Genomic DNA, 22,607 nt, shown 5'->3' with positions numbered 1-22,607 from the left:
GCTTGGGTTTATCAGCATCAGGCCCTGAATCCGCTCCTGACGTGCCACAGGTCACGAGTATGATGGCCTGCGGCCGTCTTTCACCTGCACGCAACTTTACCCCGCAGTCCTTTATTTAACCCTATTCGGGCTGACTTTTCGCCTTAAATGCTTTCCGCACATTACATTCACACATCTTCACGCTGCATACCTTCTGTCATTTGAACTGCTTTGCACAAGGGAGTGCGCAGATTGCTGATGCAGAGAATTAGTAACATCACTACCGTTATGTTATAACATAACAGTAGTGAGCCAGGCATCACAGTACTGGCTGGTGCATGAGGTCCAGCCCATTCAGAAACAAGACACACCGCACGTTGCCCCTGTGCATTGATGCAAAGAGAACGCAGTAGGAGATGTTAACAATGTCATATAAGAAAGCCGCTGTAATTGAAGATCCCCGTTTACCTGTCACTGTACTGTCGGGTTTCCTTGGGGCCGGGAAAACGACCCTGCTCAATCACATACTCAATAATCGGGAAGGCAGACGTGTCGCCGTTATCGTCAATGATATGTCAGAGGTCAATATTGACGCCGCGCTGGTGAGAGACGGCGGGGCAGAGCTTTCGCGTACGGATGAAAAACTGGTCGAAATGAGTAACGGATGCATCTGCTGCACCTTGCGTGAAGACCTCCTGCTGGAGGTAAACCGGCTGGCGAAGGAGGGCCGCTTTGATCAATTGGTCATTGAATCGACCGGCATTTCTGAGCCTCTGCCTGTCGCAGAGACATTTACCTTCGCCGATGATGAAGGTAAATGTCTCTCTGCTGTTGCGCGTCTAGATACCATGGTCACAGTTGTCGATGCGTATAATTTTATGAAAGACTATGGCTCAACGGACAGCATTCAGTCTCGGGGAGAGTCACTTGGAGAGGAAGATAAGCGTAGTGTTGTCGACTTGCTGATTGATCAAATCGAATTCTGTGATGTGCTGATCCTCAATAAAGTTGACCTGATTAGCGACATTGCGCGAGAGAACCTGAAGGCTATTTTAGTGTCTCTCAATCCTCAGGCAAAAATTATTGTTTCACAGTTCGGACAGGTTCCTCTTGACGATGTACTGAATACCGGACTTTTCGATTTTGATAAAGCGGCTCAGTCCCCTGGATGGTTGAAAGAGCTGCGTGGCGAGCACACACCCGAAACCGAGGAATATGGCATTACGAGTTTTGTATTCCGTGCCCGCCGTCCTTTCCATCCCACACGCTTCTGCCATTTTTTGGAAAATGAACTTGGCGGCGTAGTCAGATCGAAAGGTTATTTCTGGCTGGCAAGTCGCCCGGAATACGCCGGGAGCTGGTCACAGGCGGGAGGAGTAGCAAGACAGGGGCTCGGCGGAATGTGGTGGGTAAGCGTGCCCAGAGACCGCTGGCCGGAAGATGAACAGTCGCTGAAGTTTATCGAGGCAAACTGGGTCGATGGCATTGGCGATGCCCGCCAGGAGTTGGTCTTTATCGGAATAGATATGAATGAAGCTGTACTGCGCGCAAAACTGGGTGCAGCGCTGTTAACCGATAAAGAGATGGCGGAAGGCCCACATCTCTGGTCTCAATATCCTGATCCTATTGAATCTTGGTTTGAAGATTAAGCTGAAGTAACCCTTTAGAGGAGCGACGTAACGAAATAATCGCCTCAAGCAGTACAACGTGAAACCGACGCGCGATCAGGATGACATTACAGAAACGCTTCTACGTCCCGGAGGGCATGACATTAAAATCAGTCTTGCCCTTTTTCTTTACCGTAGTAAAGCTTACCAAGCTGAATGAGATGACGACCCTGGGATTTGCGGTGCTGTCTTATGTCTATGAGCATGAGAAACGCGATCTGGCCAGCCGGATTGTATCCACCCAGCAGCATCATCACGATTTGTCCGTCTCCACGCTGCACGTACACATCAACCATGATGACTGCCTGGAAATCACCGTACTGAAGGGTGATATGGGCGATGTTCAGCACTTTGCTGATGATGTCCTCTCCCAACGCGGTGTGCGCCACGGCCATTTGTAGTGCTTACCCGATATAAAATGACCTTCAGATTTTGCAGTAATGATCCTATGGATGAAATCGCCTTACAGATATTTTCTGTCAACGGGAACGCCAAGACCGATTCTCAAGGAATTTACGAATCCTAAGGTCTGAATGTCCGCTTCTGGCTGTGAGTTCAACCGATGGACGCAACACACTTATTGAACCGTTCTGCGGGTGATTCATAGTCTAGCGTTTTTCTCGGCCTTTCGTTGAGCTGTCTGGCAACACTGTTAAGTCTTTGCTGGCTGTGAACCGATAAGTCAGTTCCTTTTGGAAAATATTGTCTGAGCAATCTGTTCGTATTTTCATTTGAGCCACGTTGCCAGGGAGATTGAGGATCACAAAAATAAATCTGAATGTCTGTCGCTATAGTAAATCGTGTGTGGCTGGTCATTTCAGCGCCACGATCCCAAGTTAATGTTTTATAAAGCTCAGCAGGTAATTCCCGTGCCTGTCTGATGAGTGCAGATATAACTGTTATGTTCTTGTTGTCTCTGATCTTCGCCAGCATAACAAAACGGGAATGACGTTCTACGAGGGTGATGATATAGGAGTTTTTCGAGCCCTGAATCAAGTCACCTTCCCAGTGACCTGGGATGGCTCTGTCAGCCGCCTCTGGTGGCCTATCGCTGATAGGTATCGTGTTCGGTATTGACCCTAATCCTTTCCCTTTAAGCGATGACGTTCTGGATCTACGCACGACTCTTCCGCTTCTAAGGCATTGCTGCAGCTCTTTTTTTAATGCTCCCCGGGTTGTATAAAAAGCGTTTTATAAATCGTTTCGTGTGACACATGCATTTCCTGATTATCCGGATAACAGCGTTTCAGCCAACCGGCGATCTGTTCCGGCGACCAGTCCTGATGCATCTTCTCTGCAATGATTTTACACAATGCGGGGCTTTCAATTAGCTTGCAAGGTTTTGGTCTCAGGGCATTTTCCCACGCAGTAGCATCGGCTTTTGCTGCACGGTATTGTTTTGCACCACCGTGCCTACTGACCTCGCGGCTAATCGTTGAGGGCGCTCTTGATAATTTGGCCGCGATGTCCCTGATGCTGCGTTTTGCTACCAGCCCTCTGGATATCTCTTCTCTTTCGTCTAGCGAAAGCGCTAATCGGTGTCGCTTTCGGACAGGGGGACGGTATCCACCAGTCTGGTGGATAGTGGGCATGATAGAAGAATGATATCTGTCGAACATCCTTGCGATATCATGCAGGGAATCACCTTGCTTATATCTGTCCCAGATAATCGCTTTCTGTTCTGGCGTGTAGTAAATGCGCGTTCTTCGTTTCATGGCAACGTCCCCCATCGATTAAGGATAGCGTTGCATCGACCCATTGAACTCACAGCACAAAGCGGACTGTTCGCGATCCCAGGTCCGCTATGAGCGAAAAGCGGACATTATGGTGCCTAACAATGATCTGAGTGGTACAAACTGTTAGTAACCGCTGGCATCCGCTGTCTGGTTAGTGGTGCAATTTGATTAGCCGTTCTCAATGTCGAAAAGTCGCCTATCGCTCCCGACAGAAGGGGCGCAATAGGCGAGAAGCATTCGTACGGTGACAACTAAGCCCTAAGCGCTTCTGCGAGGATAAGAGCTTGTTAAATAAGAGAGCCTGGCAAGCTCGTATGAACACGCTCACCTGAAATGCTTTCAAGGAATTGTTGTGGGAGAATCCTCTCAAATACGTCCAGTACGGTACGCATGACACTTAAATGCTGGTCCCAATCACCTCCTTCCACCCGCCTCCAGGCGCTTGGCATGTACCTCACCAGAATTGACAATGAATACAATATTGCAAGGGAGGTGACCCTATACTCCGGCACGCCTCCCAATACCGGCAAGATTAATGTGGGGCTGCTTAGATAAGGGCTGCGATGCAATAACAATGCATCGTGCCAAGACTTCAACCCCTGATGATCAACGCGCGCCCGAAACACTTCACCACCGTTGAGAGTTTCAACCTTTGTTAACTCAGAAAGCGGCCAATCCTGCAAAGCAATTCGCGCCTCGGATATCTTTTTAGATAAGTCCTTAAGCATTATGTAACTGCTCGAAGGAGTAGCAGCTTTTTGAGAGATCGAATCAAAATACGGAATAACCCAAGCAGGCTCATCGTCGTAGACCTGGGTGAAGAGATCCCCCAATTCGGGAATCGCAGATAGTAAAACAGACATGCCGGTAAATGACTGTGAGGGATACTTAACCGAATTATCTAAATCGCCCACGGATTTCGCTTTAGCCTTAGGATAAAAACCGGTGTCATATCCCAGAAAACTCACCCAATTAGGGTAAAACCCAGAGGCCAGAACACCAACCTTCAGGTCTCCGAAATCACCGGTTACTGATGACAGAGCAAACAGCCCATGCCCCTGTTTGGTCATGCCTTCCAGCTGATCAAGATCGGAGGGCCCATTAGGTGCGGCTAGCATCTCTGCAAATGCAAGGCTCAAGGTTCCGTAGTACAAGCTAAGAACTCGCTTATTCAAGCTTTCGTACGGCGCGCCTTTGTAATAATCAGCAGCGTTGCCCAATGCAAACGCGATGCCGGACGCTTTAGAAAGAACCTGCTCTTCTGCCAGCACAACTCCTTCTCTCTCGGCTCGCCTTAAAACCAGCCTTTTAGCTATCTCAGAGCTGGAGAACTGATTCAGACGAGCCCAGATACCGGCCAAAGGATTTTCTGAAACAATTCTGATTATCGAGTCAGGGGTGTTTGCGGTTTTTTTACTTAGTTTTGGTGGTGCTAATTCGCTATTCCACTCGACCAGCAGAGGAAAAAAGTCATCCAGAGAAGACACTGGAGTAGCGACTCCTCTTGTATACTCCTCAACATGGTAAAGCTGGCCATTTGTGAAAATATGACTGACCCTACTTTCCAACTGCCTGTAGTGTCGATTATCTGTTGCTGACGTATACATTAGTGCGACTGAATGCTTTTTCGCACCTTTTGTGGCGTCTATCACTAAGTATTCACCATCTTTGGAATCTTCTACGACCGAAGCATTCCACCCATGGGACAAAAGGGGGCCTAGCATTTGTTGCTTCGCGGCACTATGCAAAATCCCCATGCGTAACTCGATACCAACTCCTCCCATAATCACACTCCTTTTCGTAGAAAAATTCATCATTGGATCATGGGCACAAGAAATGCCGATAGTCAAAACTAACCAGCCCACGTGACAGCCGAAAGATAACCGGTGGTGACTTGCCCCTCTAAAATTAATGTAAAGCGTTCTTCGGTTGAACTCACAGCCAAAAGCGGACATAACGCCCTTATACTAATGCACCAGTTTAGCTGAGTTATCACTATTTTTGTTGTAGTCACGACCCTACCAGTAGGCTACAGATTGGCACAATTATGGGATTTTCAATGCCTATGCTCTGCAACGTATGGAAGTGTTGTTGACGTTCTTTTTCAAGATACCATGTCGCCGTCCAGGTCGAATTAGGCTGGACGTGTTGTTTAATGGCAGTGAAGTAAGGCATGTCGACCGTTGATAAAGAGTGTCCAACAATGATCACCTCGTCTACCGCGTTGAGTTGTGAAAAAAATGCTTGGCATGCAGACATCACTTCCTCTGTATTTTTAAAAGAATGGTTAAAATACCGATTCAACGTCTGTTTTCCGGTTTCATATGCAAAGTCGTAATTATCAGACATGTTCTGATACCACTGTTCTAGCTCCTCATCCATTAAGTTCGTAGGCGGCTCCTTAGGATGCTCTTTGAAATTTACTGGATCAATTCCATGTCCCAGAATAAGCCTATCCCCAGGTAAGGATGCATTGCCGTGGATGTAAAGCATCTGACTACTTTTTATGCCGTAATAATACTCAACAGTTCTGGTGTAATTAAAGTTTATAAACAGAGCGTTGTTACATATTTGTAGTGCTTTATCAGCGGTAAGCTCTGGATACTTAACCTGGGAAATAAACGACGCAAACTGGCTGAAAAGGCCATTAGTTAAGCTTTCAAGTATTCGCTGCATTTCAATATCAAATGCATACCAGTCTCTATCACGGAAATGAGGGTCACTCAGATGAGGAAGAAAATCTTTAAATTCGTCCAATACGGCCTGAGAGTTTAATCCTGCCAGATTGCTTTCAAATTCACACCATAGAGGGTGTTCTTCACTATCCAGTTGATCACGTTCTTTAGGCAGGTCTGTGAAACCGGCAAACTCAACCAAGTTATTGTACGACTCGCATTGGTGTGCTCGAAGAAAATAGCCGAAAGAAAAATAACTGGTATCAAGTCCATGATGTAAATCAAATCCGTTTCCAGTTACGTACAGTCTCATCTGTCGATCATCCTTTCTGTAAGCAAGGGGTTTCGCTATTTATTATTATTGCTTTTGCATTTTACCGGATTTTTGCATTACTGACTCAGCATTCTTACCTAGACTAGTGACCTGCTCCCCGTTTATCAACATAGTCTTACACTAGCAACTTCCGCTTATGGCTTGGGGCAGTCAGACAACCGAGCCGCACGTCTGCTGCGAGCGAGGAGCGGAAGTCAGTTTTAATCAAGCAAAAATGATTAAAAAAAGCAGTGGAAAATGTGCTCATTGCATTATGTTTTCAAACTGGGCAGAGTTAGCCGAACCAGATTTCGGTAATTTCAAAGGAGCAGCACCTGTTCTTCACTAGAAACTATGGTTCTGACTTCACGATCAAATACGGGATCCATTATCATTTTACTATTTATTGGAACAGTAAACTTACCGAGTACCATAACGTTACTGCTCAAAGGAAATAATTGCGGAGTAACATTTCCTAATTGAATCGTAGGATATACATTAGGGCCTCCTTTCAGCCTCATGGGCGAACCTTCAATGAAGTGTCGATGATTAAACTTCGCCAAGGGTGTTCTCGCCACATGCACTTTCATGATTACAGCAACCTGAGCTATTTTTACAGTCTGAAGGTAAGTTGATAACTGATCTAGCTGAGCTGTTTCATAGAAAAAATCAGACCACGTTACTGTACTTGTTCCCGTGACAATTTTTATGGTATTTCTCTGGTTGGGGTTAGCTTTTCCGTATTCATAGATTTCCCGTAAGCTGTCCATGTTCTTTACGTAAGGCGCTTTCCGGCCTCTCTTTAAATAAACGCGGTCTGTAGTATCAAAAGGCGGGTTTGCCTGCACAGCTGCAGCTTTTTTGCTTAATTTATCGATATCATCTACATCGAGTATATGTATACGGAATATTTTATTACCTTTGGCAAGCGCACGGCTGATATCATGACTGGAATCACCTGCATAAATTGTATCTAGGCCTGAAGTCCCATACTGACAAAATTCGTCATGCGTGAATTTTCTTTCCAGCCTAAAGAAAGCAGGAATATGCAGCGTTTTGTTAATATTCCTACGAATATGGCTTTTGACATATACCAAATGAGCAGAGCAATTTGGATCAGGGCATTTGAGTGGATAGGGATTAACACTAGAATTAAAAGCAATTACGTCTATTAAAATCTGATTGTTGTCAATAGCCTGTGTTATACGAATACCGCTCATTGTTCCCCCATAAAGATAAGCGTCAGTTTTTAGTTGTGCTTTCTTCTAAGCCCTAGATCTATTCAGCTTTCAATGTATTCAATTAATAAAAGCTTGTGGCTAGTATAAAATCCTCGAATGCAATTGCCTACCGTCCCGATCACCATTTAACAATAAACCACTATCATCTCATAATCATACTCAATTATTGAAATGTAAGCATTGCCCTAAGAGGGCCACAAGCTTAGCTATCCGGCCTAATGTTCGATAACGTCAGCAATGTCCGCTTCTGGCACATAGCAGACTGTGACCAAATAAAGGATGCTGGTCCCTTCCGTCTTCCTGCTGTCTGCCAGCGGCATATTCAACGCCGTGCCTTCACGCTAACCCGGCCGCTACGGTCGCAAGGGTTCACTTCGTCTCTGTCCTCACCCGTTCGCACCTTTCACGGCGCATTCAGCCCGTGAAAGGCTTGCGCTGCGGCCTGCGGCATCGCCCCTGCGCCCTCCGCTTTACGCCGGGTTTTTGTGGCGGCACGGCGCAACAGGGTGCCGTATATCAGAGAGGAGAGTGCCATGTCCCGTTTTATCCTGGGTGACTGCGTGCAGGTCATGTCCCGTTTTCCGTCGCGTGCAGTGGATTTTATTCTGACCGATCCGCCGTACCTGGTCGGCTATAAGGATCGCACCGGGCGTACCCTTGCCGGCGACAACACGCCGGAATGGCTGCAACCGGCCTGTCATGAGATGTATCGCGTCCTGAAAAACGACAGCCTGATGGTGAGCTTCTACGCCTGGAACCGGGCAGATTTGTTTCTTAATGCCTGGAAAACGGCGGGCTTCCGGATTGTGGGGCATATCGTTTTTGCCAAATCCTATACGTCGAAATCAACATTTGTAGGCTATGCCCACGAAAGTGCCTACCTGCTGGCGAAGGGCCGGCCACAGACGCCGGACCGTCCCATCCCGGACGTGATCCCCTGGAAATATACGGGCAACCGTCACCACCCGACTGAAAAGCCGGTGCAGAGCCTGCGCCCGCTTATTGAATCCCTGACCCGACCGGGTGCCATTGTTCTGGATCCGTTCGCCGGTTCCGGCTCCACCTGCGTGGCGGCCGCCGAAACCAGCCGGCGCTATATCGGGATCGAGATGCTTGAAGAGTACCACGCCGCCGGCGTTCGTCGCCTGGCGCAGGTTGAAAGGTCGAGAAGAATGCCGGCCGCAAATGATGGGGCCTTTTATCCCGACTATCCGGAGGCAGCATGAACTATGCGGGACTTGAGGATCTGCGCACGGACGTCGCCACCCTCAGCAATGCCATGTGTGATGTGCGGATGCTGCTGAACCGCCTCGAATCTCAGCACAGGCACGATGCGGCCACGCTGGCTGAACGTATGGCCGCGCAGACCCTGCGCCGGATAAACACCCTTTTACTGGAAGCGTACCGCGAAGCCCTGGTGCTGGACGAAACCTTTCAGGACTGACTGACCCGGCCGGGCGGTGCCCGGCCTGCTAACCCGATAAGAGAGAAAATCATGTACGGAACCCGTGAAGAACTCTGTGTGAAGCTTGAAAACATGTTCGCCGTCAATGAACCGCTGACCCTGCTGGTCTGGACAACGGACGCGGTATTAGCGGCGTGCCGGAAACACAACCAGTTCCCGACTGAAGAGGAGGCTCGCAGGATAATGAAAGCGATCGGCGACACGCATATGGCTGTGTACCAGATTAAGGGCGTCACACAGGCCAGCGTGAACGACATGCTCACGCAACACCGGGAAGAAGCAAACCGGCAGGTAAGCGTGCCAGCGGCCCTGCTCACACGCGTGTTGCAGGACTATGAGTGTGAGCTGGAGCACCGGGCGGGTCAGGCATGGGAGGCGGGCTGGCCCGAGCCGCAGGCCGTACAGGAGGCGAGAAACGACGTGTACCAGCTTAAAGAGGCGCTTGCTGCCTGATAGTGAGCCGGGGGAATGCCCCCGGCTTGCCAGTGGCCATCCACTGCGAAAAAGGAAGTCAGTACCTTCCGCTTTTATCCGCCGCAGCCCGCCGGGCCACGTCGGGACAGTAAACCTCCCCTGAAGCTCTGTGCGGTGACGGCATGCGCCGTGACTTCACTGTAGCCCGGCCGCATCGGCCACAAGGGTTCGCTTCGCCGCCGTCCTCACCCGTTCGCACCCTTCACGGTGCATTCAGCCCGTGAAGGCTTTGCGCTGCGGCTTGCGGCGTCGCCCCTGCGTCCTCCGCTTTTCGCCGGTCTTCTGTGTCGTCACGGCGATGCCGGAACCGAGAATATGTTAACTGTGGAGAATGTATGAACCAGACCCTGACCCGTTGTGATGCCGTTCGTCTTGAGGGCGCGCAGCGTCTGACTTTCTTACCGGATGTGTTTGGCGGCGATTTTATAACGTCCGAGGCATCCATCTATGCCTATGCCAGACGCTATTGCCCCGACTATGTGGGGGGATTCTGGCAGTTTTATCGTCTGCCGGACGGGGGCGGATTTATGGCGCCCGACATGGAGAGCCTGACGTTTTGCAATGCTGAAAATTGGTTTGAGCAGACCGTCAGCGGGGAAGTGGCGGGGATCATCCTCACTGCGCTGGTTCTTAATCACCGGAGCTGGCACCACAGCAACCATGACCACGAAGAACTGTGTCGCCACTTTTGCCGCCGCCATGATCAACTGATGGCGTTTGCTGACACTCACCCGGAAAGCGCAACCATCTGGCGTGCCCTGGACTGAATGACCGCGGGCGGCGTTGCCGCCTGGTATCCAGAAAGAAGAGGAGAGACGTAATGCAATTATCAGCCGAAACACGCAATATCCTGCGCCAGTACAAAGCCCTGATCAACACCAGACGACGTGATTTGGGACTCAGCCCGGTTACTACCGCAAAAGTGGTGGAAGAATTGTGTGAATCCGCAACCCGCCAGTGTTCCGTATACTTATGCGGCCATTTTATTCTTCAGGACGGGCAGGGCGACAAACAGTAACAGCTGGGCGGGGCTACGGCTCCGCCTGTTCGCGCGCTGAAAACCCTGTCATCCCTGCGGGCTGACGGCGATAAGGTCAGCGCCTGCGGCGCTGCACCTTCGCCCGGAGTCCGGAACAGCATCAGACTCATGCGGGTAAAACATGTCAGAGTAAAAAACACACCGAATCTACCGGAAGTAAAATTGTTTGCTGATCTGCAGGGTGCGATGGCCAGCAGGATCAGTTTGCCCGGGTTAACGGGCAGGCCCGGGCAGTGAAACCCGATCAGCAAATTCTCCGGAATATTACACATGGCCCCCTTCGGCTCCTGACCCGCTGCGCGGTTCAGTCGTCGAGCCCCACTCCGCCAGGGCCGCTGCTGCGCACCGACCAGTCTCCGCCGAACCCCTGCGGGTTTCGGGCTTCGCTAGGGTCTGATGGCGAAGGTCAACATCCCGGCTCACAGCGACCGTGCCGGTCGCGTCACCTCCACCGCGCCGGCTGATGCCGTCGCTCTGATGCCGCCACGCCGTTCCGACGTGTCGGGTGCGTGCATCCTGTTCCCCCGGTGAGGCCATCCCCCTGTGTGTCCTCCCGCGGGGGCTGGTCGTAGCACCGTCGGGTCGTCATCCAAGGGGTGAAATGAACGCCGCCAAAACTTTTTGCGAAGGACCGCAAAAACTTTTGTCTGCGCCCCTTTCCTTCCGCCCTTCGCCGTCGCTCCTTGCCCTCTGCCGCGAGAGAACTCACCAGGGAGATGGACAACCATCACCACAGGAGAAAACCAGGATGCACACACGAAACGTCAACGTCAGAACCGCCGCTCAAGAATCTTCCGGAAGATGGGTTTTGTCTTTTCCTGAGCCTCAGACAGCCCGCCTTATCGCTGTTCACGGGACGCAGGTCAGCTACGCATGGAACGTTCTGGAAGATTTGAAAGCGGCGGGGGCACCTTATACCCGGCGAAATATTCTTGCCGATATGTTCCGTCGCCCCGGCGTGAAGTAGTCCGTACGCGCGGTATTTACCGGGCCGGGGATCCGGCCTTAACCACCAGAAAGGAGAAAAAATGCAGAACCTGAAAACTGCCCTGACGGGTAAAAAAGTCGGAGAGAGCCGCGACATGGTGAAGCTGCTGCGCATTCAGGCCACCGACACCCATGTGGTGGAGTTCGACAACGTGGACACCCGTTTTAACGACTGCAACAACTGGCAGGTCATGGCAGAGGGCCAGCGCGTCCTCTTCAGCAACCGTATGTATGAGCGTTTTTCTGACATGAAATCCGGCGTACTGGCAACGATCGCGGTCTGTGAAAACCGCGCGTCAGCCGCAGATATCGCCATGCTCGAGAGCGCGAAAGCCATGATGAAGGTTCTCGACAGCTATCCGTCTTTTGCAGCACTGGCTGCGCACCCTGAACGCATCACCGATTAACCGGAAGCCGTGACCGGAGGGCAATCCGGCCACGGCAAACCATCACTTAAACGAAGAGGTAAAAATAATGGTCGCCAGCAATTCTACGGCAAAAACACCGCGCAGCAAAAAATCAGCTGCTAAAACCGCGCAGACCACGGAGCAGAAGCTCGTGCAACTCCTCGCGGACACGCCTGTGCAAATCTTCCCTTTCTCCCGTCTGACACGCTCAGAACTGAACACGCGCATCATTGCGCATACCGAGGGGGAAGTGGAAGAGATGGCCAACAGCATTGAGGCTGTGGGTATTCTTCAGAATCTGATCGGTGTGGATCAGCCTGACGGCACCATCGGCATCGTGGGCGGGGAAGGTCGCCGCCGGGGAACCGGTATTCTGGTATTACGCGGTGTGGTTGATGCTGACACGCCTTTTGTTCCGGTGAAAATCCTGCCCGTAGAGCTGGCAGTAGCGGCCTCGATGATCGAGAACGGCAGACGCAAGAACATGCATCCTGCCGAGCAGATTATTGGTTTTCGTACTCTTCAGCAGGACGGCAAAACGCCTTCGCAGATCGGCGCACTGATGGGCTTCCATCCGCGCCATGTCCAGCGATGCCTGAAGCTGGCGAACCTTGCCCCGGCCCTGCTGGATGCGCTGGCGCGGGATGAACTGGAGCTTGAGCAGTGCGAGGCGCTGACGCTTGCCGATTCCCACGAACGACAGATGCAGGTCTGGGAGGATGCTAAGGCGCAGTGGAACGGTCGTGCCCCGGTCGCCCACACCCTGCGCAAAATGGCGACAGACGACAAAATGCCCATCAGCCACCCGATGTTCGTTTTTGTTGGTGAGGACGCTTACACCGCAGCAGGCGGTGAACTGACCGCAGATCTGTTCAGCGATAAGGACAGCACCTTTGTGGATGCTGCGCTGGTCAGATCGCTTCTGGATGGCAAACTGACCGTCCTTGCGGCCCGGTTAAAAAAGGAGCAGGGCTGGGGCTGGGCAGAGTTCCGCATGACAGAGCTGCGTGGCCACGGTGAGGACAAGGAGCAGTACCGTTTCGCCATGCCGCAGGGTGTCCTGACGGACGATGAACAGCAGCGGGTCCGTGAGCTTGAGGATGCGATGGATGGCTGTGCGGCTTATGAAGACGAATACGAATTACAGCAGATGATTGATGATATTTACTGTGAAGCCACGTACCGCGAAGCCACACCAGAGTTCCGCGCTGCACACGGTATCTGGGTGTCATGGAATGGCAGTGATTTTCAGGTTCAGCCGGGGATCCGTAGGCTGACTGAGGAGGATCGCCAGCAGGAGGAAGAGGCCCGACAGGCGCACGAAAACGCGAACAACGTGATCACCTATACCACGCCGGAGATTCCCGCTGACGCTTATCCCGCGACACTGGTGAAGGCCATGTCTGCCGAGCGTACGCTCGCGGTTCAGGCCGAGCTGGCAGGGCGACCGGATGTATCAGTGGCCCTGCTGACATGGACGCTGTGCCTCTCTATGTTTGATCGCAATTACGGACATCGCCGGGAACCCCTGAAAGCCTCCGTTACCACGAATCAGCACCTCCTTGCCTCGCTGGCTCCGTCAGGGGAAGAGGGTAAAGCCCTGATGTCGCTGAAAGCACAGCGTGAAGCCATTCAGGCGACGTTGCCGGAAAACTGGCATCTGGATTTCACCTGGCTGCTGACATGGCCTGCGGAGCAGGTCAATGCGCTGTTGGGCTTCTGTGCCGCCCACGGGATTAATGGCCTTCAGGAACGGCTGTATAACCGTACCGAAAAAAGTGAGCTTGATGGACTGGAGGCTGCACTGGACTTTGACCTGCGTAACTGGTGGCAACCGGATGCAGAGAACTACTTCGGCAAGCTGAAAATCATCCAGATTGGCCGGGCATACGAAGATGCCGGGATGGCAGACCGGGCTGGCGAGGTTGTGAAACTCAAGCGCCGCGATGCGGCGCAGGCAGCAGCGAAAGATCTCAGTGCAGTGGGCTGGGTGCCTGACTGGATGGTGCGTTCCGCGCCAGCTGAACAGGCCGATGAAGCCGCCCAAACCGTTACTGAAACCACTGACCACGCAGCCTGATACCGGAGACCGCCGCCTCCAGGCGGCGGGAAAAAACATGACAATGCATTATGACCTGACCCGAATTAATACCCTGACCGAATCTGATTTTGAGTTTATCCGCCAGCAGGGCGAGGACGTGCGCCGTGCCCTCAGCGATGCCGTGATCGGTCTGCTGACAATACCAGAGGGCTGGCGTGTCTGCGCCGAGTACCGCAGCGAGTTTGGCGGCTTTTTCCCTGTACAGTGCCGTTTCAGTGCTGATGACAGTGATGCCTGGCACCTGTGTGTGTGCAGTCCTGGCGAAGTATCGCCGTACTGGCTTCTGGTGCTGCTCTCTTCCGGCGGTGAAGTCGTGCGCACCCTGTACCAGAACAAAACGCTCCAGCCCGATCGTGTCAGTCAGCTGATTGCACAGATGGCAGGTCTGCGACGGTTCAACTGCACCGCCAGCACCGTGGTTAACCTGATGAGTGGGGAGGTGACAGCATGATCCCGTCCTCACATGCGCTCGTTTCCCTGAAACCTGCCCGTCAGGCGGCGATTCAGGCCATCAGTTTAGTCGAGTCATCCCGGGAACGCGGCACACGTCTGCCCGCCATGCCATATGTGCGCACCTTTCTTCGCGTGCTGACGGGCAGCGGTCGCCTGAATGCCACGGTGGCCCGTCAGATCCCGGGGCTGAACTGGGTGCCAAAGAACCGCCATTCGAACCTGAAACAGGTTGAGGAAGCGCTGGAGATTATGATCGCCACAGGCGGTGAAGCCTGTCCGCTGCCGCTGACGCCGGATGTTCAGGCCGAGCTGTTCCCGGAGGTCATGCACACCCGGACGGACAGGCGACTGCACAGGGCGAAAATCAGCACCACCCGGCAGCTGCGCCGCGAAGCACGGGAAGTCGATCAGCAGTGGCGGCTGCGCCGGAACCTGCTCGCACAGGCCGAACTGGATCTGAACTTCCAGTCACCCGAAACCGTCTGCACATGGTACACCCGCTGGAGCGACGAGTTAGACGCGGGGGAGCTGGAGCCTGCGTTCTGGCGCTGGCAGACGCGGTTCGCGTCGCTGAAGGCGTTGCACTGGCTGCGCCTGAGCCAGGAACCACTTTATGCCGTGATGTATGAAGTTGCGTATATCGTCCGGGATACGCCGGAGCATATCAGCGCCGCTGAGCGCTGGCAGATACCGAATAAACTGCGTCATAAGGTTGTCACTGACTGAAGGGAAAGGGTGAGGATTTATACAGTTTTCAGGCGGTTATTCCTGGGCAGAAAACAGGCATCGGGGTATAATGGCGACGGCGCTTGAGGCTTTTTGCCTCATGACGTTATGGGTTTGTTATGGTTGTTGTGAGGCAGAAGGCAGAAAGCCCCGTAGTAAAGTTAATTTTCATTAACCAAACCACGAGGCCCACTGTATGTCTCGACAACATCAGTATGGGCTCTTACCGTGCTTAATGCAAGGAGGAGTAATCCATGAAACTGCCGCGAAACGCCCTGATCTGGTGCGTATTAATCGTGTGTTTAACGCTCTTGATATTCACATGCCTGACCCGGGATCGCTTATGCGAATTCCGGCTGAAGGACGGAAACAGGGAGGTCGCTGCAGTGCTGGCTTACGAATCCAACGGTAAGTAGCAACCTGGAGGCGGGGGAAACCCCGCCTTTTCAGGGCTTCTGGTGTCGTCCAGTCTGACCACAAGCGCCTTTATGAAGGGGTTGCCGGTTCGCCGGTAGCCCCTTTTTCCTTACGGTCGCGACCGCTCGCATGAACAAACCGCAAGGGCAGTTCCCCTTCAGGGGAACGGGGCAGGGCGGCAGCGCCTCCGGCGCGCCCGCTCTCTTCCCCCGCCGTATTACAAATGAAATACAAAATGCTGTTAATGTGAGATGCCATGAACCGGTATCGTTCATCCGAATTTGTCGTCTCGCGCTGTTGCGAGCTGCTCGATGGCAAACAGTATGCCGGTGTGCGAAACATCAGTTTCAACCATGAATTTCCAGTGAAGCCTTTTCAGCTGATAAACCAGCTGGTCACGATGCGTTTCAGCGCCGTTACTGGCCAGCATCAGACAGCACTGTCCGATGATCCGGCAGGCTTCATCATAAAGAACACTTTTATTGTCATCCGTCCCGTTTTTCAGTTCTGGCATGATGGACGTTCTCTCTGTGCATTATTCGCTCTGATTCAGCATATATCAAAGACCACAGGTCCACACCCTGTGGCCCCCTTCGGCTCCTGACCCGCTGCGCGGTTCAGTCGTCGAGCCCCACTCCGCCAGGGCCGCTGCTGCGCACCGGCCAGTCTCCGCCGAATCCCTTCGGGGTTCGGGCTTCGCTAGGGTCTGATGGCGAAGGTCAACCCCCCGGCTCACAGCGACCGGGCCGGTCGCGTCGCCTCCACCGCGCCGGCTGATGCCGCCGCTTTAATGTCGCCACGCCGTTCCGACGTGTCGGGTGTGTGCATCCTGTTCCCCCGGTGAGGCCATCCCCCTGTGTGTCCTCACGCGGAGGGCTTGTCGTAGCACCGTCGGGTCGTCATCCAAGGGGTGAAATGAACTCCGCCAAAACTTTTTGCGAAGGCCCGCAAAAACTTTTGTCTGCGCCCCTTTCCTTCCGCCCTTCGCCGTTGCTCCTCGGCCCCTGCCGCGAGAGAACTCACCAGGGAGATGGACAACCATCACCACAGGAGAAAACCAGGATGCACACACGAAACGTCAACGTCAGAACCGCCGCTCAAGAATCTTCCAGGAAGATGGGGGAAAACACCGTTAACGCCGTGACCCTGCCGGACAGGTTGCCGCCGTTTCCGGGGCTGGCGTTACGCATTAAGTGGGGTATGGCGCGGGTGATGCTGGCCATCGACAAGGCAAAGGCAGAGTGCGAGATGTCAGACGCGCAGATCGAGGCGCAGTTTGAGGGCTACCACGATTTCAGGGCAGGCGAGACCACACCCCCGCACATGATCACCGACGTGCCTGAACTGGTCAGCGCGTGGAAAGACGGCTGGGGTACGGCGGCAGAGTTTGCTGAGACGGCGGCATGTCCCGGATGCCAGAACAACAGCGGCGAACCCTGCTGGCTTCACGGTTAATCAGTCCGGCAGCACCGCTGCCGGGTTATATGGCAGAAACAGACAATATTCAGGAGTCAATCAGATGAACGTTACTACCCCGACCGCAGCCTCAATGGCCTTTTATGTCCCGTCCCATAATACCCTCTATGCCTGGGCAAAACAGCAGAACGGTGAATGGGTGACGGAAAACGGGGCGGCCTCGCTGGACGCTGTGCGCCGTATTTACCCCGATACGATTCTGGTGACCGAAGCAGACGCACTGGAATTGCAAAACGCCGGATATCGTCGCCCGTGGAAAGAAACCACGGAAGATCATTACGTCAGCCAGCTGGAGATGCTGCCACCGATGGACTGGTGTCGGGGTTATGGCGGGGAATCGTTCAAGTCAATGGAGTTCACGGGCGGGGACGTGACCGCGATTTTTGTGCGTTACGGGGAGCGTTTCTTCGAATGCCACGACCTGCACACCCTGACGCACAGGGCGCTGATTGGCGAAGTGATTAACCTTTTCTGCCTGGGGGATATGCCAGATACCGGGCATTAAAAAAGCAGGGTTGCCCCTGCTTTCTCAACGCCGGGTAGCCGCGCCAACGGTGAACCGGCAATCACAACCAACGTAAGGAGTTTGATCATGAAATTTGACCCGCAAACTGTCGCACAGGCGGAGGCGTTTGTAAATGCCATTCGTGCCGGTAAACGTGCCCACATGCCCGCGCTGCGCTTCGGCCAGTGGCAGGAGTTTATGACCACGGTGTACGCCGGTCTGGGTCTGGCATAACAGGAGACGGCCGCCCACGGGCGGCCGGTAAGGAAAACCATGTCACAACTCGATTTTGAAACCCTGTTTATGACCGAACCCGCCGCCGTACCGGTACCGGTACCGGAGCCAGCCAGCCCGCCGCGCATGATCATGCCGGAGGAGGCACGCAGGCAGTTTATCAGCGTGTTCCGTCATGCCGCGCCGTCTATGCGCCGTCTGGAGGTGTTCCGGGACTTCATCTCACTGGCCGCCCGCGAGCTGGATATGGCCCGAATCCGCACGCCGGAGAACATCGAAGAAAGCCGCCGCATCTGCGAACGCTACAAACCCGGCGACCTCAGCGACTTTAAACAGCTGTTCTGTCTGATGGTCACGGCGCTTGAGGGCAAATTTCAGGATTTTCTGGGCTCCCTGCTGATGGAGCTCGAGCTGGGCGCGGCTGAAATGGCACAGTTTTTCACCCCGTATGATCTCCAGCTGATGATGGCAAAAATGCTGTCACAGGATGTGCCTGACGTTGTGGCGCGTCAGGGCTGGGTGACTGTGGACGAGCCCGCCTGCGGCGGGGCAGGGATGGTCATCGCCTGGGCGCAGTGCATGCTTGAGGCCGGTCTGAACCCCTCAGAACATCTTTACTCGCGCTGTACCGATATCGATCCGATGGTGGCGGATATTGCCTTTGTTCAGCTGAGCCTACTCGGTATTCCGGCAGAGGTGATCACCGGCAATACGCTGACGCTCCAGGTGAATTGCGTGCGCTACACCCCCGTGTATTACCTGAACAACTGGGCGGATCGGCTCGCGTTCCGTAGCCGCATCGATGCCATGCGTAAGTTTATGGCCAGAGCGGCCGCCTGAACATAAGAGAGGGCAGGCAGGGCCTGCCCGGAGGAGAACAGAATGAACGATAACGAGCTGAATATGGTTCCGGCCACCGTGCTGAAGGCAATGGCGGCGCAGGTCGATGGGGCATTGAGTCCGGTGCCAATCCGCAGCAATGACGATCGCGCCGCGCTGGCAGCGGTGGCGCTCTGGCAGTTTGCACGCCTGACCGGGCTTGATGATGACGGCGAGTCACTGGACACGGTGCTGACGGATCTTCTGGGCGACATGCTGCACCTGTGTGAGCAGTGCGGGACGGGCGGAACAGGTGAAGCGCGTTTCAACGCCGCGCTGCAGATGGCCAGAATGCACTTTGAACAGGAAAGCGGCGAAGATGACGGGGAAATCAGCTGGTAAACGCTGATTAAAATACAGGCAAATGAACGGGGGAGGCACGGGGCGTGCTTCCCCTTTGTTTATCCACAGCTTTCAGGCCGTTCTGTGCAACGTGCCAGTGGATAACGGGCGAAAAGATAAGCCCCTTCGGGGCAGAGAAGGCGGACGCGCCTGCGGCGCCCGCGCCGCTCATCCGCAACCGCTCCACTCGCGTCAGGTAGTTTTGCGCCATCACTCCATCCATTTTCCTGCTGGCCTGAACCGTGCTGTTGCTGGACCAGAACAAGGTTAGGGGCTGCACAATCATAAAGGGCGGGGCAATGGCCCCCTTCGGCTCCTGACCCGCTGCGCGGTTCAGTCGTCGAGCCCCACTCCGCCAGGGCCGCTGCTGCGCACCGTCCGGTCTCCGCCGAACCCCTGCGGGTTTCGGGCTTCGCTAGGGTCTGATGGCGAAGGTCAACATCCCGGCTCACGGCGACCGTGCCGGTCGCGTCGCCTCCACCGCGCCGGCTGATGCCGTCGCTCTGATGCCGCCACGCCGTTCCGACGTGTCGGGTGCGTGCATCCTGTTCCCCCGGTGAGGCCATCACCCTGTGTGTCCTCCCGCGGAGGGCTGGTCGTAGCACCGTCGGGTCGTCATCCAAGGGGTGAAATGCACGCCGTCAGAAACTTTTTGCGGGCAAAAACTTTCCGCCGTCGCCCCTTTCCTTCCGCCCTTCGCCGTCGCTCCTTTGCCCTCTGCCGCGAGAGAACTCACCAGGGAGATGGACAACCATCACCACAGGAGAAAACCAGGATGCACACACGAAACGTCAACGTCAAAACCGCCGCTCAAGAATCTTCCGGAAGATGTGATTCAACCCTTTCCGTTGCCCAGTTTACCGAGCTGTTTTGCTGGGTACTGGCAGCAACCGAAGGCGAACCGCAGCCAGCCGTTTTCACACCGCCAGCATGCGGCCTTGAAATGATCATGCTGAATAAATACAGCGATGAACGTGTTTCGATCTGGATTGTGGACAGCTGGCCGGTCGCTATTACGCTGCCGCAAGAAAATTTCTTTCGTGTTTTAACTTCAGTCAAATCTAATTAAAGGGGAATATTATGATCAGCTTTGCAAACCGTTACCGCGCACCAACCTCAATTCGCCAGAACCGCCCGCTGACCAATGACGAATTACAGCGTATTGTGCCGAGCGCTTTTTCTGCCGAGAAACATGAATCACGCTCAGATCGCTATACCTATATCCCGACCATTGAAATTCTGGATCGCCTGCGTGAAGAAGGTTTTCAGCCTTATTATGCCACGCAGTCACGAACCCGCGATGTTGAAAAGCGTGAGTTCACCAAACACTTATTACGCCTGCGTCGCCACGATCAAATCGCGGGTAAAGAAGTCCCGGAAATTATTCTGCTGAACAGCCATGATGGCTCCAGCAGTTACAAAATGATCCCCGGCATGTTCCGTCAGATATGCACAAATGGTCTGGTCGCCTGGAAAAATTTTGGCGAGATTAAAGTCCCTCACAAAGGGGATATTGTGGGGCAGGTTATTGAGGGTGCTTATACCGTTCTGGAAACCTTCGATACAGTCTCTGGAAATATTGACCTGATGAAAGGCATCCAGCTGTCGGAGCCGGAACAGCGTCTTTTAAGCGCCGCTGCGCTGGAATACAAATATGATGGCGGTCATTCCCCTGTCACTCCTGACCAGTTATTACAGTCCCGTCGCTGGGAAGACAAAAGCCCCGATTTATGGACCACGTTTAACCGTATTCAGGAAAACGTGATCAAGGGCGGGATTTCCGGTAAGACAGCGAAAGGATCGCGCACCAGAACGCGAGAAGTCACCGGCATTGATGGTGATATTAAACTGAATCAGGCGCTGTGGAAAATGGCGGAAGAATTTGCAAAGCTGAAGGCCTGAAAATATGCCGCTCTGATGAGCGGCTTTTTATTGTGCCAATATCGAAGGCGAATCAGTCTGTACCCCGGCACCGTTGACCATCTCTCCCGAACTCCCGGCACGCTGTGCAAGAATATCTTTTCTGGCCAGTAACACCCGATATATATTTTTGATATCACGGGCATACGCACGACGGCGATCAATCATCCTTTTGTTCGGACCGGTGTTATACATTCCCACGCTGTCCCAGTTTTTACCGTAAGACTGGAAGTTATGCGCCAGAACCCATGCGCCCGTGTAAACACAAATACACGGATCATTTAAAAGCCTTTCCCGGTTAATATTAAAATCTTTAAGCTTCCCGTAATGGGAGCTGTTTACCTGCATACCGCAGACATCTTCTGTGCCGTTGCGATTCGATCCATTGATTGCCTTTGGTTTCAGTCTGCTTTCTTTAATAGAAATTGACATCAGCAACAGCGGGTCAATCTGGTAATCCTTGCCTGCCTGGTCAAAGCACATCTGAGGAGCCGCACCCGCAGACAATGACATCATCAGCAGGACTGAGGGGAACAACAATATTTTCATGTTTATGCCTGTTAAGCTTTATATAAGGCGCTGTGGAAGGTGTTCTAAAAAATACCCCGGCAGATCACCGGAATCAAGTTAATTCCCTACAAACGCGCGGAAGCGCTTTTAGTGACATGTTTACCAACCTCCCACAATAAACAAAACCAGACCGGAGCAGGTATATCAGAGCCGCTCTTTACTAACCATTTAAAACATCACACCCCACGCAAGACTTTGTCTTGCAGATTTTATCTTTAAATTCAGTGGCATAAACTAACCAATAATGCGGGGATTGAGTGTATGAGGCTAAAAGGTGTGTTATACCCCACACATTGCAGTGCCGGATTAACACACATAACAGTGCCTGCAACGGCACTGCAAAGTGTGGGGATTGTGTGTAATTAATAATTAGAGTAACTTAAAATGCAACAGTGCCGGATCCCCACACGTAACAGTGCTGCATCCCCACACCTCATGGTGCTGGATTAGCACACACAGCAGTGCCGGATTAACACACATTATTTTAGCTCTGTTGTTTTCAATGGACTGATAAGGCACAGCAGCTGACTTACAAATTATAACCTTACAGTGCTGCATCAGGCACTGCGTGAAAACCACAGGAAAATAAGATGCCACGCAAGAACATCTACTTCAAAGATAAGATAGATCGCGAAATACAGGATATTCTCGATATTGAGATTCAGAAGGGGGCTACATCCTCAGACATGAACTTTTCTTCTATGGTTAATGAACTTGTTCGCCTGGGACTGATGGTCTACAAATCAAAAGATGAAGCATCAGTCTTTGACCTTGAGGGGTTCCGTCGGGACCTGATACAAAAAGTATCCGGATCCCGGGAAGGAATTATGATTTTAACCGCTCTTGTGTCTGAAATTTTTGTTTCTGTAAAAGGTGAGCAATACAGAGGGTCACTGGATGAGCTGATTAATCAGAGTATCAGCGCCATCAACGATGCAGAGGATAATGCAGGTAATCAGCATTTTGTATCTAAGTAGAAAAATACATGCGGCCGAATCAGT

Annotated in this window: 27 protein-coding genes and 3 pseudogenes; 22 read left to right on the top strand and 8 right to left on the bottom strand. The window is 52.9% G+C overall.

Features of this window, described 5'->3' with window-relative positions; all coding sequences use genetic code 11:
* Positions 1-404: 404 nt before the first annotated feature.
* A complete protein-coding gene (zigA, locus tag ACT3IC_RS23030) occupies positions 405-1,628 on the top strand; it encodes a zinc metallochaperone GTPase ZigA (RefSeq protein WP_473479699.1) in 1,224 nt (407 codons plus the stop codon).
* 185 nt (positions 1,629-1,813) lie between these two features.
* A pseudogene (gene nikR / locus ACT3IC_RS23025) lies at positions 1,814-2,047 on the top strand (nickel-responsive transcriptional regulator NikR); the annotation flags it as partial.
* 154 nt (positions 2,048-2,201) lie between these two features.
* On the opposite strand, the pseudogene ACT3IC_RS23020 reads toward nikR, so the two are convergent.
* From ACT3IC_RS23020 to ACT3IC_RS23000, 5 genes and pseudogenes are all read right to left on the bottom strand, one after another.
* Positions 2,202-3,361, bottom strand: a pseudogene (locus ACT3IC_RS23020) (IS30 family transposase).
* A gap of 308 nt (positions 3,362-3,669) precedes the next feature.
* Positions 3,670-5,166 (bottom strand): YaaC family protein, encoded by a 1,497-nt coding sequence (locus ACT3IC_RS23015; RefSeq protein ID WP_473479696.1) that lies wholly within the window; start codon positions 5,164-5,166, stop codon positions 3,670-3,672.
* A 226-nt stretch (positions 5,167-5,392) separates the two neighbouring features.
* Positions 5,393-6,370 (bottom strand): bacteriophage abortive infection AbiH family protein, encoded by a 978-nt coding sequence (locus tag ACT3IC_RS23010; RefSeq protein ID WP_473479693.1) that lies wholly within the window; start codon positions 6,368-6,370, stop codon positions 5,393-5,395.
* Positions 6,371-6,690: 320 nt separating this feature from the next.
* On the bottom strand, positions 6,691-7,590 hold the full coding sequence (locus ACT3IC_RS23005; RefSeq protein WP_473479691.1) for a hypothetical protein: 900 nt from the start codon (positions 7,588-7,590) through the stop codon (positions 6,691-6,693).
* Between the two features lie 424 nt (positions 7,591-8,014).
* Positions 8,015-8,146, bottom strand: coding sequence for a hypothetical protein (locus ACT3IC_RS23000; RefSeq protein ID WP_262364825.1), 132 nt, complete (start codon positions 8,144-8,146; stop codon positions 8,015-8,017).
* Between ACT3IC_RS23000 and ACT3IC_RS22995 the strand changes: the two genes are divergently transcribed.
* From ACT3IC_RS22995 to ACT3IC_RS22940, 12 genes and pseudogenes are all read left to right on the top strand, one after another.
* The gene (locus ACT3IC_RS22995) at positions 8,145-8,837 is read left to right on the top strand and encodes a DNA methylase (protein ID WP_181726290.1); all 693 of its coding nucleotides are present in this window, start codon (positions 8,145-8,147) and stop codon (positions 8,835-8,837) included. The genes ACT3IC_RS23000 and ACT3IC_RS22995 overlap by 2 nt on opposite strands.
* Entirely contained in the window at positions 8,834-9,055 is a 222-nt protein-coding gene (locus ACT3IC_RS22990) for a hypothetical protein (RefSeq protein ID WP_148569892.1), read from the top strand. The genes ACT3IC_RS22995 and ACT3IC_RS22990 overlap by 4 nt, the downstream gene beginning before the upstream one ends.
* 51 nt (positions 9,056-9,106) lie before the next feature.
* A complete protein-coding gene (locus ACT3IC_RS22985) occupies positions 9,107-9,529 on the top strand; it encodes a DUF1380 family protein (protein ID WP_473479687.1) in 423 nt (140 codons plus the stop codon).
* A gap of 356 nt (positions 9,530-9,885) precedes the next feature.
* Positions 9,886-10,317: an antirestriction protein gene (locus ACT3IC_RS22980; RefSeq protein ID WP_234115809.1), complete on the top strand. Its 432-nt coding sequence runs from the start codon at positions 9,886-9,888 to the stop codon at positions 10,315-10,317.
* A 53-nt stretch (positions 10,318-10,370) separates the two neighbouring features.
* Positions 10,371-10,568 carry a hypothetical protein gene (locus tag ACT3IC_RS22975; protein WP_473479684.1) on the top strand — a complete coding sequence of 66 codons (198 nt, stop codon included), beginning with the start codon at positions 10,371-10,373 and terminating at the stop codon, positions 10,566-10,568.
* A 769-nt stretch (positions 10,569-11,337) separates the two neighbouring features.
* Positions 11,338-11,556: a hypothetical protein gene (locus ACT3IC_RS22970; protein ID WP_473479788.1), complete on the top strand. Its 219-nt coding sequence runs from the start codon at positions 11,338-11,340 to the stop codon at positions 11,554-11,556.
* 61 nt (positions 11,557-11,617) lie between these two features.
* Complete coding sequence (locus ACT3IC_RS22965) at positions 11,618-11,983, top strand: hypothetical protein (RefSeq protein ID WP_473479681.1); 366 nt, start codon at positions 11,618-11,620, stop codon at positions 11,981-11,983.
* Positions 11,984-12,050: 67 nt separating this feature from the next.
* Complete coding sequence (locus ACT3IC_RS22960) at positions 12,051-14,063, top strand: ParB/RepB/Spo0J family partition protein (protein ID WP_473479678.1); 2,013 nt, start codon at positions 12,051-12,053, stop codon at positions 14,061-14,063.
* A gap of 37 nt (positions 14,064-14,100) precedes the next feature.
* Complete coding sequence (psiB, locus tag ACT3IC_RS22955; protein ID WP_473479676.1) at positions 14,101-14,535, top strand: conjugation system SOS inhibitor PsiB; 435 nt, start codon at positions 14,101-14,103, stop codon at positions 14,533-14,535.
* On the top strand, positions 14,532-15,263 hold the full coding sequence (locus ACT3IC_RS22950; RefSeq protein ID WP_473479673.1) for a plasmid SOS inhibition protein A: 732 nt from the start codon (positions 14,532-14,534) through the stop codon (positions 15,261-15,263). Before psiB ends, ACT3IC_RS22950 begins: the two co-directional genes overlap by 4 nt.
* 196 nt (positions 15,264-15,459) lie before the next feature.
* A pseudogene (locus ACT3IC_RS22945) lies at positions 15,460-15,609 on the top strand (DUF5431 family protein); the annotation flags it as partial.
* A complete protein-coding gene (locus tag ACT3IC_RS22940; protein ID WP_225988692.1) occupies positions 15,557-15,679 on the top strand; it encodes a Hok/Gef family protein in 123 nt (40 codons plus the stop codon). The pseudogene ACT3IC_RS22945 and the gene ACT3IC_RS22940, both read left to right, overlap by 53 nt.
* 272 nt (positions 15,680-15,951) lie before the next feature.
* Here ACT3IC_RS22940 and ACT3IC_RS22935 read toward each other — a convergent pair whose 3' ends face one another.
* On the bottom strand, positions 15,952-16,194 hold the full coding sequence (locus ACT3IC_RS22935) for a DUF2767 family protein (RefSeq protein WP_473479671.1): 243 nt from the start codon (positions 16,192-16,194) through the stop codon (positions 15,952-15,954).
* A 548-nt stretch (positions 16,195-16,742) separates the two neighbouring features.
* Between ACT3IC_RS22935 and ACT3IC_RS22930 the strand changes: the two genes are divergently transcribed.
* From ACT3IC_RS22930 to ACT3IC_RS22910, 5 genes are all read left to right on the top strand, one after another.
* Positions 16,743-17,135 carry a hypothetical protein gene (locus ACT3IC_RS22930; protein WP_473479668.1) on the top strand — a complete coding sequence of 131 codons (393 nt, stop codon included), beginning with the start codon at positions 16,743-16,745 and terminating at the stop codon, positions 17,133-17,135.
* Positions 17,136-17,199: 64 nt separating this feature from the next.
* Positions 17,200-17,661 carry a hypothetical protein gene (locus ACT3IC_RS22925; RefSeq protein ID WP_473479666.1) on the top strand — a complete coding sequence of 154 codons (462 nt, stop codon included), beginning with the start codon at positions 17,200-17,202 and terminating at the stop codon, positions 17,659-17,661.
* 87 nt (positions 17,662-17,748) lie between these two features.
* Positions 17,749-17,895, top strand: a complete 147-nt coding sequence (locus ACT3IC_RS22920; protein WP_104652329.1) for a succinate dehydrogenase flavoprotein subunit — start codon at positions 17,749-17,751, stop codon at positions 17,893-17,895.
* Between the two features lie 39 nt (positions 17,896-17,934).
* Entirely contained in the window at positions 17,935-18,735 is an 801-nt protein-coding gene (locus tag ACT3IC_RS22915) for an N-6 DNA methylase (RefSeq protein ID WP_473479663.1), read from the top strand.
* A 42-nt stretch (positions 18,736-18,777) separates the two neighbouring features.
* Positions 18,778-19,116, top strand: a complete 339-nt coding sequence (locus ACT3IC_RS22910) for a hypothetical protein (protein ID WP_473479660.1) — start codon at positions 18,778-18,780, stop codon at positions 19,114-19,116.
* Between the two features lie 7 nt (positions 19,117-19,123).
* On the opposite strand, the gene ACT3IC_RS22905 is transcribed toward ACT3IC_RS22910, so the two are convergent.
* Complete coding sequence (locus ACT3IC_RS22905; RefSeq protein ID WP_473479658.1) at positions 19,124-19,327, bottom strand: hypothetical protein; 204 nt, start codon at positions 19,325-19,327, stop codon at positions 19,124-19,126.
* Between the two features lie 420 nt (positions 19,328-19,747).
* Between ACT3IC_RS22905 and ACT3IC_RS22900 the strand changes: the two genes are divergently transcribed.
* Together ACT3IC_RS22900 and ACT3IC_RS22895 are read left to right on the top strand one after the other, a co-directional pair.
* The gene (locus tag ACT3IC_RS22900) at positions 19,748-20,185 is read left to right on the top strand and encodes a hypothetical protein (RefSeq protein ID WP_473479656.1); all 438 of its coding nucleotides are present in this window, start codon (positions 19,748-19,750) and stop codon (positions 20,183-20,185) included.
* An 11-nt stretch (positions 20,186-20,196) separates the two neighbouring features.
* Complete coding sequence (locus ACT3IC_RS22895) at positions 20,197-21,018, top strand: DUF932 domain-containing protein (RefSeq protein ID WP_394854202.1); 822 nt, start codon at positions 20,197-20,199, stop codon at positions 21,016-21,018.
* A gap of 27 nt (positions 21,019-21,045) precedes the next feature.
* Here ACT3IC_RS22895 and ACT3IC_RS22890 read toward each other — a convergent pair whose 3' ends face one another.
* A complete protein-coding gene (locus ACT3IC_RS22890; RefSeq protein WP_473479653.1) occupies positions 21,046-21,585 on the bottom strand; it encodes a lytic transglycosylase domain-containing protein in 540 nt (179 codons plus the stop codon).
* Between the two features lie 611 nt (positions 21,586-22,196).
* Between ACT3IC_RS22890 and ACT3IC_RS22885 the strand changes: the two genes are divergently transcribed.
* Positions 22,197-22,583 carry a relaxosome protein TraM gene (locus tag ACT3IC_RS22885; RefSeq protein WP_148569912.1) on the top strand — a complete coding sequence of 129 codons (387 nt, stop codon included), beginning with the start codon at positions 22,197-22,199 and terminating at the stop codon, positions 22,581-22,583.
* Positions 22,584-22,607: the final 24 nt, after the last annotated feature.

It is taken from the genome of Leclercia sp. GHBNCSD (assembly GCF_055805075.1).
The sequence above is the reverse complement of the archived record's forward strand: the minus strand, read 5'-3'. Positions and strand labels throughout refer to the sequence as shown.

Excerpts from the sequence above, each read along its gene's own strand:
- ACT3IC_RS22975 (WP_473479684.1), top strand. The coding sequence starts at position 10,371 with ATGCAATTATCAGCCGAAACACGCAATATCCTGCGCCAGTACAAAGCC.
- ACT3IC_RS22960 (WP_473479678.1), top strand. The coding sequence starts at position 12,051 with ATGGTCGCCAGCAATTCTACGGCAAAAACACCGCGCAGCAAAAAATCA.
- ACT3IC_RS22995 (WP_181726290.1), top strand. The coding sequence starts at position 8,145 with ATGTCCCGTTTTATCCTGGGTGACTGCGTGCAGGTCATGTCCCGTTTT.
- ACT3IC_RS22890 (WP_473479653.1), bottom strand. The coding sequence starts at position 21,585 with ATGAAAATATTGTTGTTCCCCTCAGTCCTGCTGATGATGTCATTGTCT.
- ACT3IC_RS23000 (WP_262364825.1), bottom strand. The coding sequence starts at position 8,146 with ATGGCACTCTCCTCTCTGATATACGGCACCCTGTTGCGCCGTGCCGCC.
- ACT3IC_RS22970 (WP_473479788.1), top strand. The coding sequence starts at position 11,338 with ATGCACACACGAAACGTCAACGTCAGAACCGCCGCTCAAGAATCTTCC.
- ACT3IC_RS22905 (WP_473479658.1), bottom strand. The coding sequence starts at position 19,327 with ATGGCGCAAAACTACCTGACGCGAGTGGAGCGGTTGCGGATGAGCGGC.
- ACT3IC_RS22925 (WP_473479666.1), top strand. The coding sequence starts at position 17,200 with ATGAACGTTACTACCCCGACCGCAGCCTCAATGGCCTTTTATGTCCCG.
- ACT3IC_RS22910 (WP_473479660.1), top strand. The coding sequence starts at position 18,778 with ATGAACGATAACGAGCTGAATATGGTTCCGGCCACCGTGCTGAAGGCA.
- ACT3IC_RS22950 (WP_473479673.1), top strand. The coding sequence starts at position 14,532 with ATGATCCCGTCCTCACATGCGCTCGTTTCCCTGAAACCTGCCCGTCAG.
- ACT3IC_RS22920 (WP_104652329.1), top strand. The coding sequence starts at position 17,749 with ATGAAATTTGACCCGCAAACTGTCGCACAGGCGGAGGCGTTTGTAAAT.
- ACT3IC_RS22985 (WP_473479687.1), top strand. The coding sequence starts at position 9,107 with ATGTACGGAACCCGTGAAGAACTCTGTGTGAAGCTTGAAAACATGTTC.
- ACT3IC_RS22900 (WP_473479656.1), top strand. The coding sequence starts at position 19,748 with ATGCACGCCGTCAGAAACTTTTTGCGGGCAAAAACTTTCCGCCGTCGC.
- ACT3IC_RS22895 (WP_394854202.1), top strand. The coding sequence starts at position 20,197 with ATGATCAGCTTTGCAAACCGTTACCGCGCACCAACCTCAATTCGCCAG.
- ACT3IC_RS22885 (WP_148569912.1), top strand. The coding sequence starts at position 22,197 with ATGCCACGCAAGAACATCTACTTCAAAGATAAGATAGATCGCGAAATA.
- ACT3IC_RS22965 (WP_473479681.1), top strand. The coding sequence starts at position 11,618 with ATGCAGAACCTGAAAACTGCCCTGACGGGTAAAAAAGTCGGAGAGAGC.
- ACT3IC_RS22930 (WP_473479668.1), top strand. The coding sequence starts at position 16,743 with ATGCACACACGAAACGTCAACGTCAGAACCGCCGCTCAAGAATCTTCC.
- zigA (WP_473479699.1), top strand. The coding sequence starts at position 405 with ATGTCATATAAGAAAGCCGCTGTAATTGAAGATCCCCGTTTACCTGTC.
- ACT3IC_RS23010 (WP_473479693.1), bottom strand. The coding sequence starts at position 6,370 with ATGAGACTGTACGTAACTGGAAACGGATTTGATTTACATCATGGACTT.
- ACT3IC_RS23015 (WP_473479696.1), bottom strand. The coding sequence starts at position 5,166 with ATGGGAGGAGTTGGTATCGAGTTACGCATGGGGATTTTGCATAGTGCC.
- psiB (WP_473479676.1), top strand. The coding sequence starts at position 14,101 with ATGACAATGCATTATGACCTGACCCGAATTAATACCCTGACCGAATCT.
- ACT3IC_RS23005 (WP_473479691.1), bottom strand. The coding sequence starts at position 7,590 with ATGAGCGGTATTCGTATAACACAGGCTATTGACAACAATCAGATTTTA.
- ACT3IC_RS22980 (WP_234115809.1), top strand. The coding sequence starts at position 9,886 with ATGAACCAGACCCTGACCCGTTGTGATGCCGTTCGTCTTGAGGGCGCG.
- ACT3IC_RS22915 (WP_473479663.1), top strand. The coding sequence starts at position 17,935 with ATGTCACAACTCGATTTTGAAACCCTGTTTATGACCGAACCCGCCGCC.
- ACT3IC_RS22990 (WP_148569892.1), top strand. The coding sequence starts at position 8,834 with ATGAACTATGCGGGACTTGAGGATCTGCGCACGGACGTCGCCACCCTC.
- ACT3IC_RS22935 (WP_473479671.1), bottom strand. The coding sequence starts at position 16,194 with ATGCCAGAACTGAAAAACGGGACGGATGACAATAAAAGTGTTCTTTAT.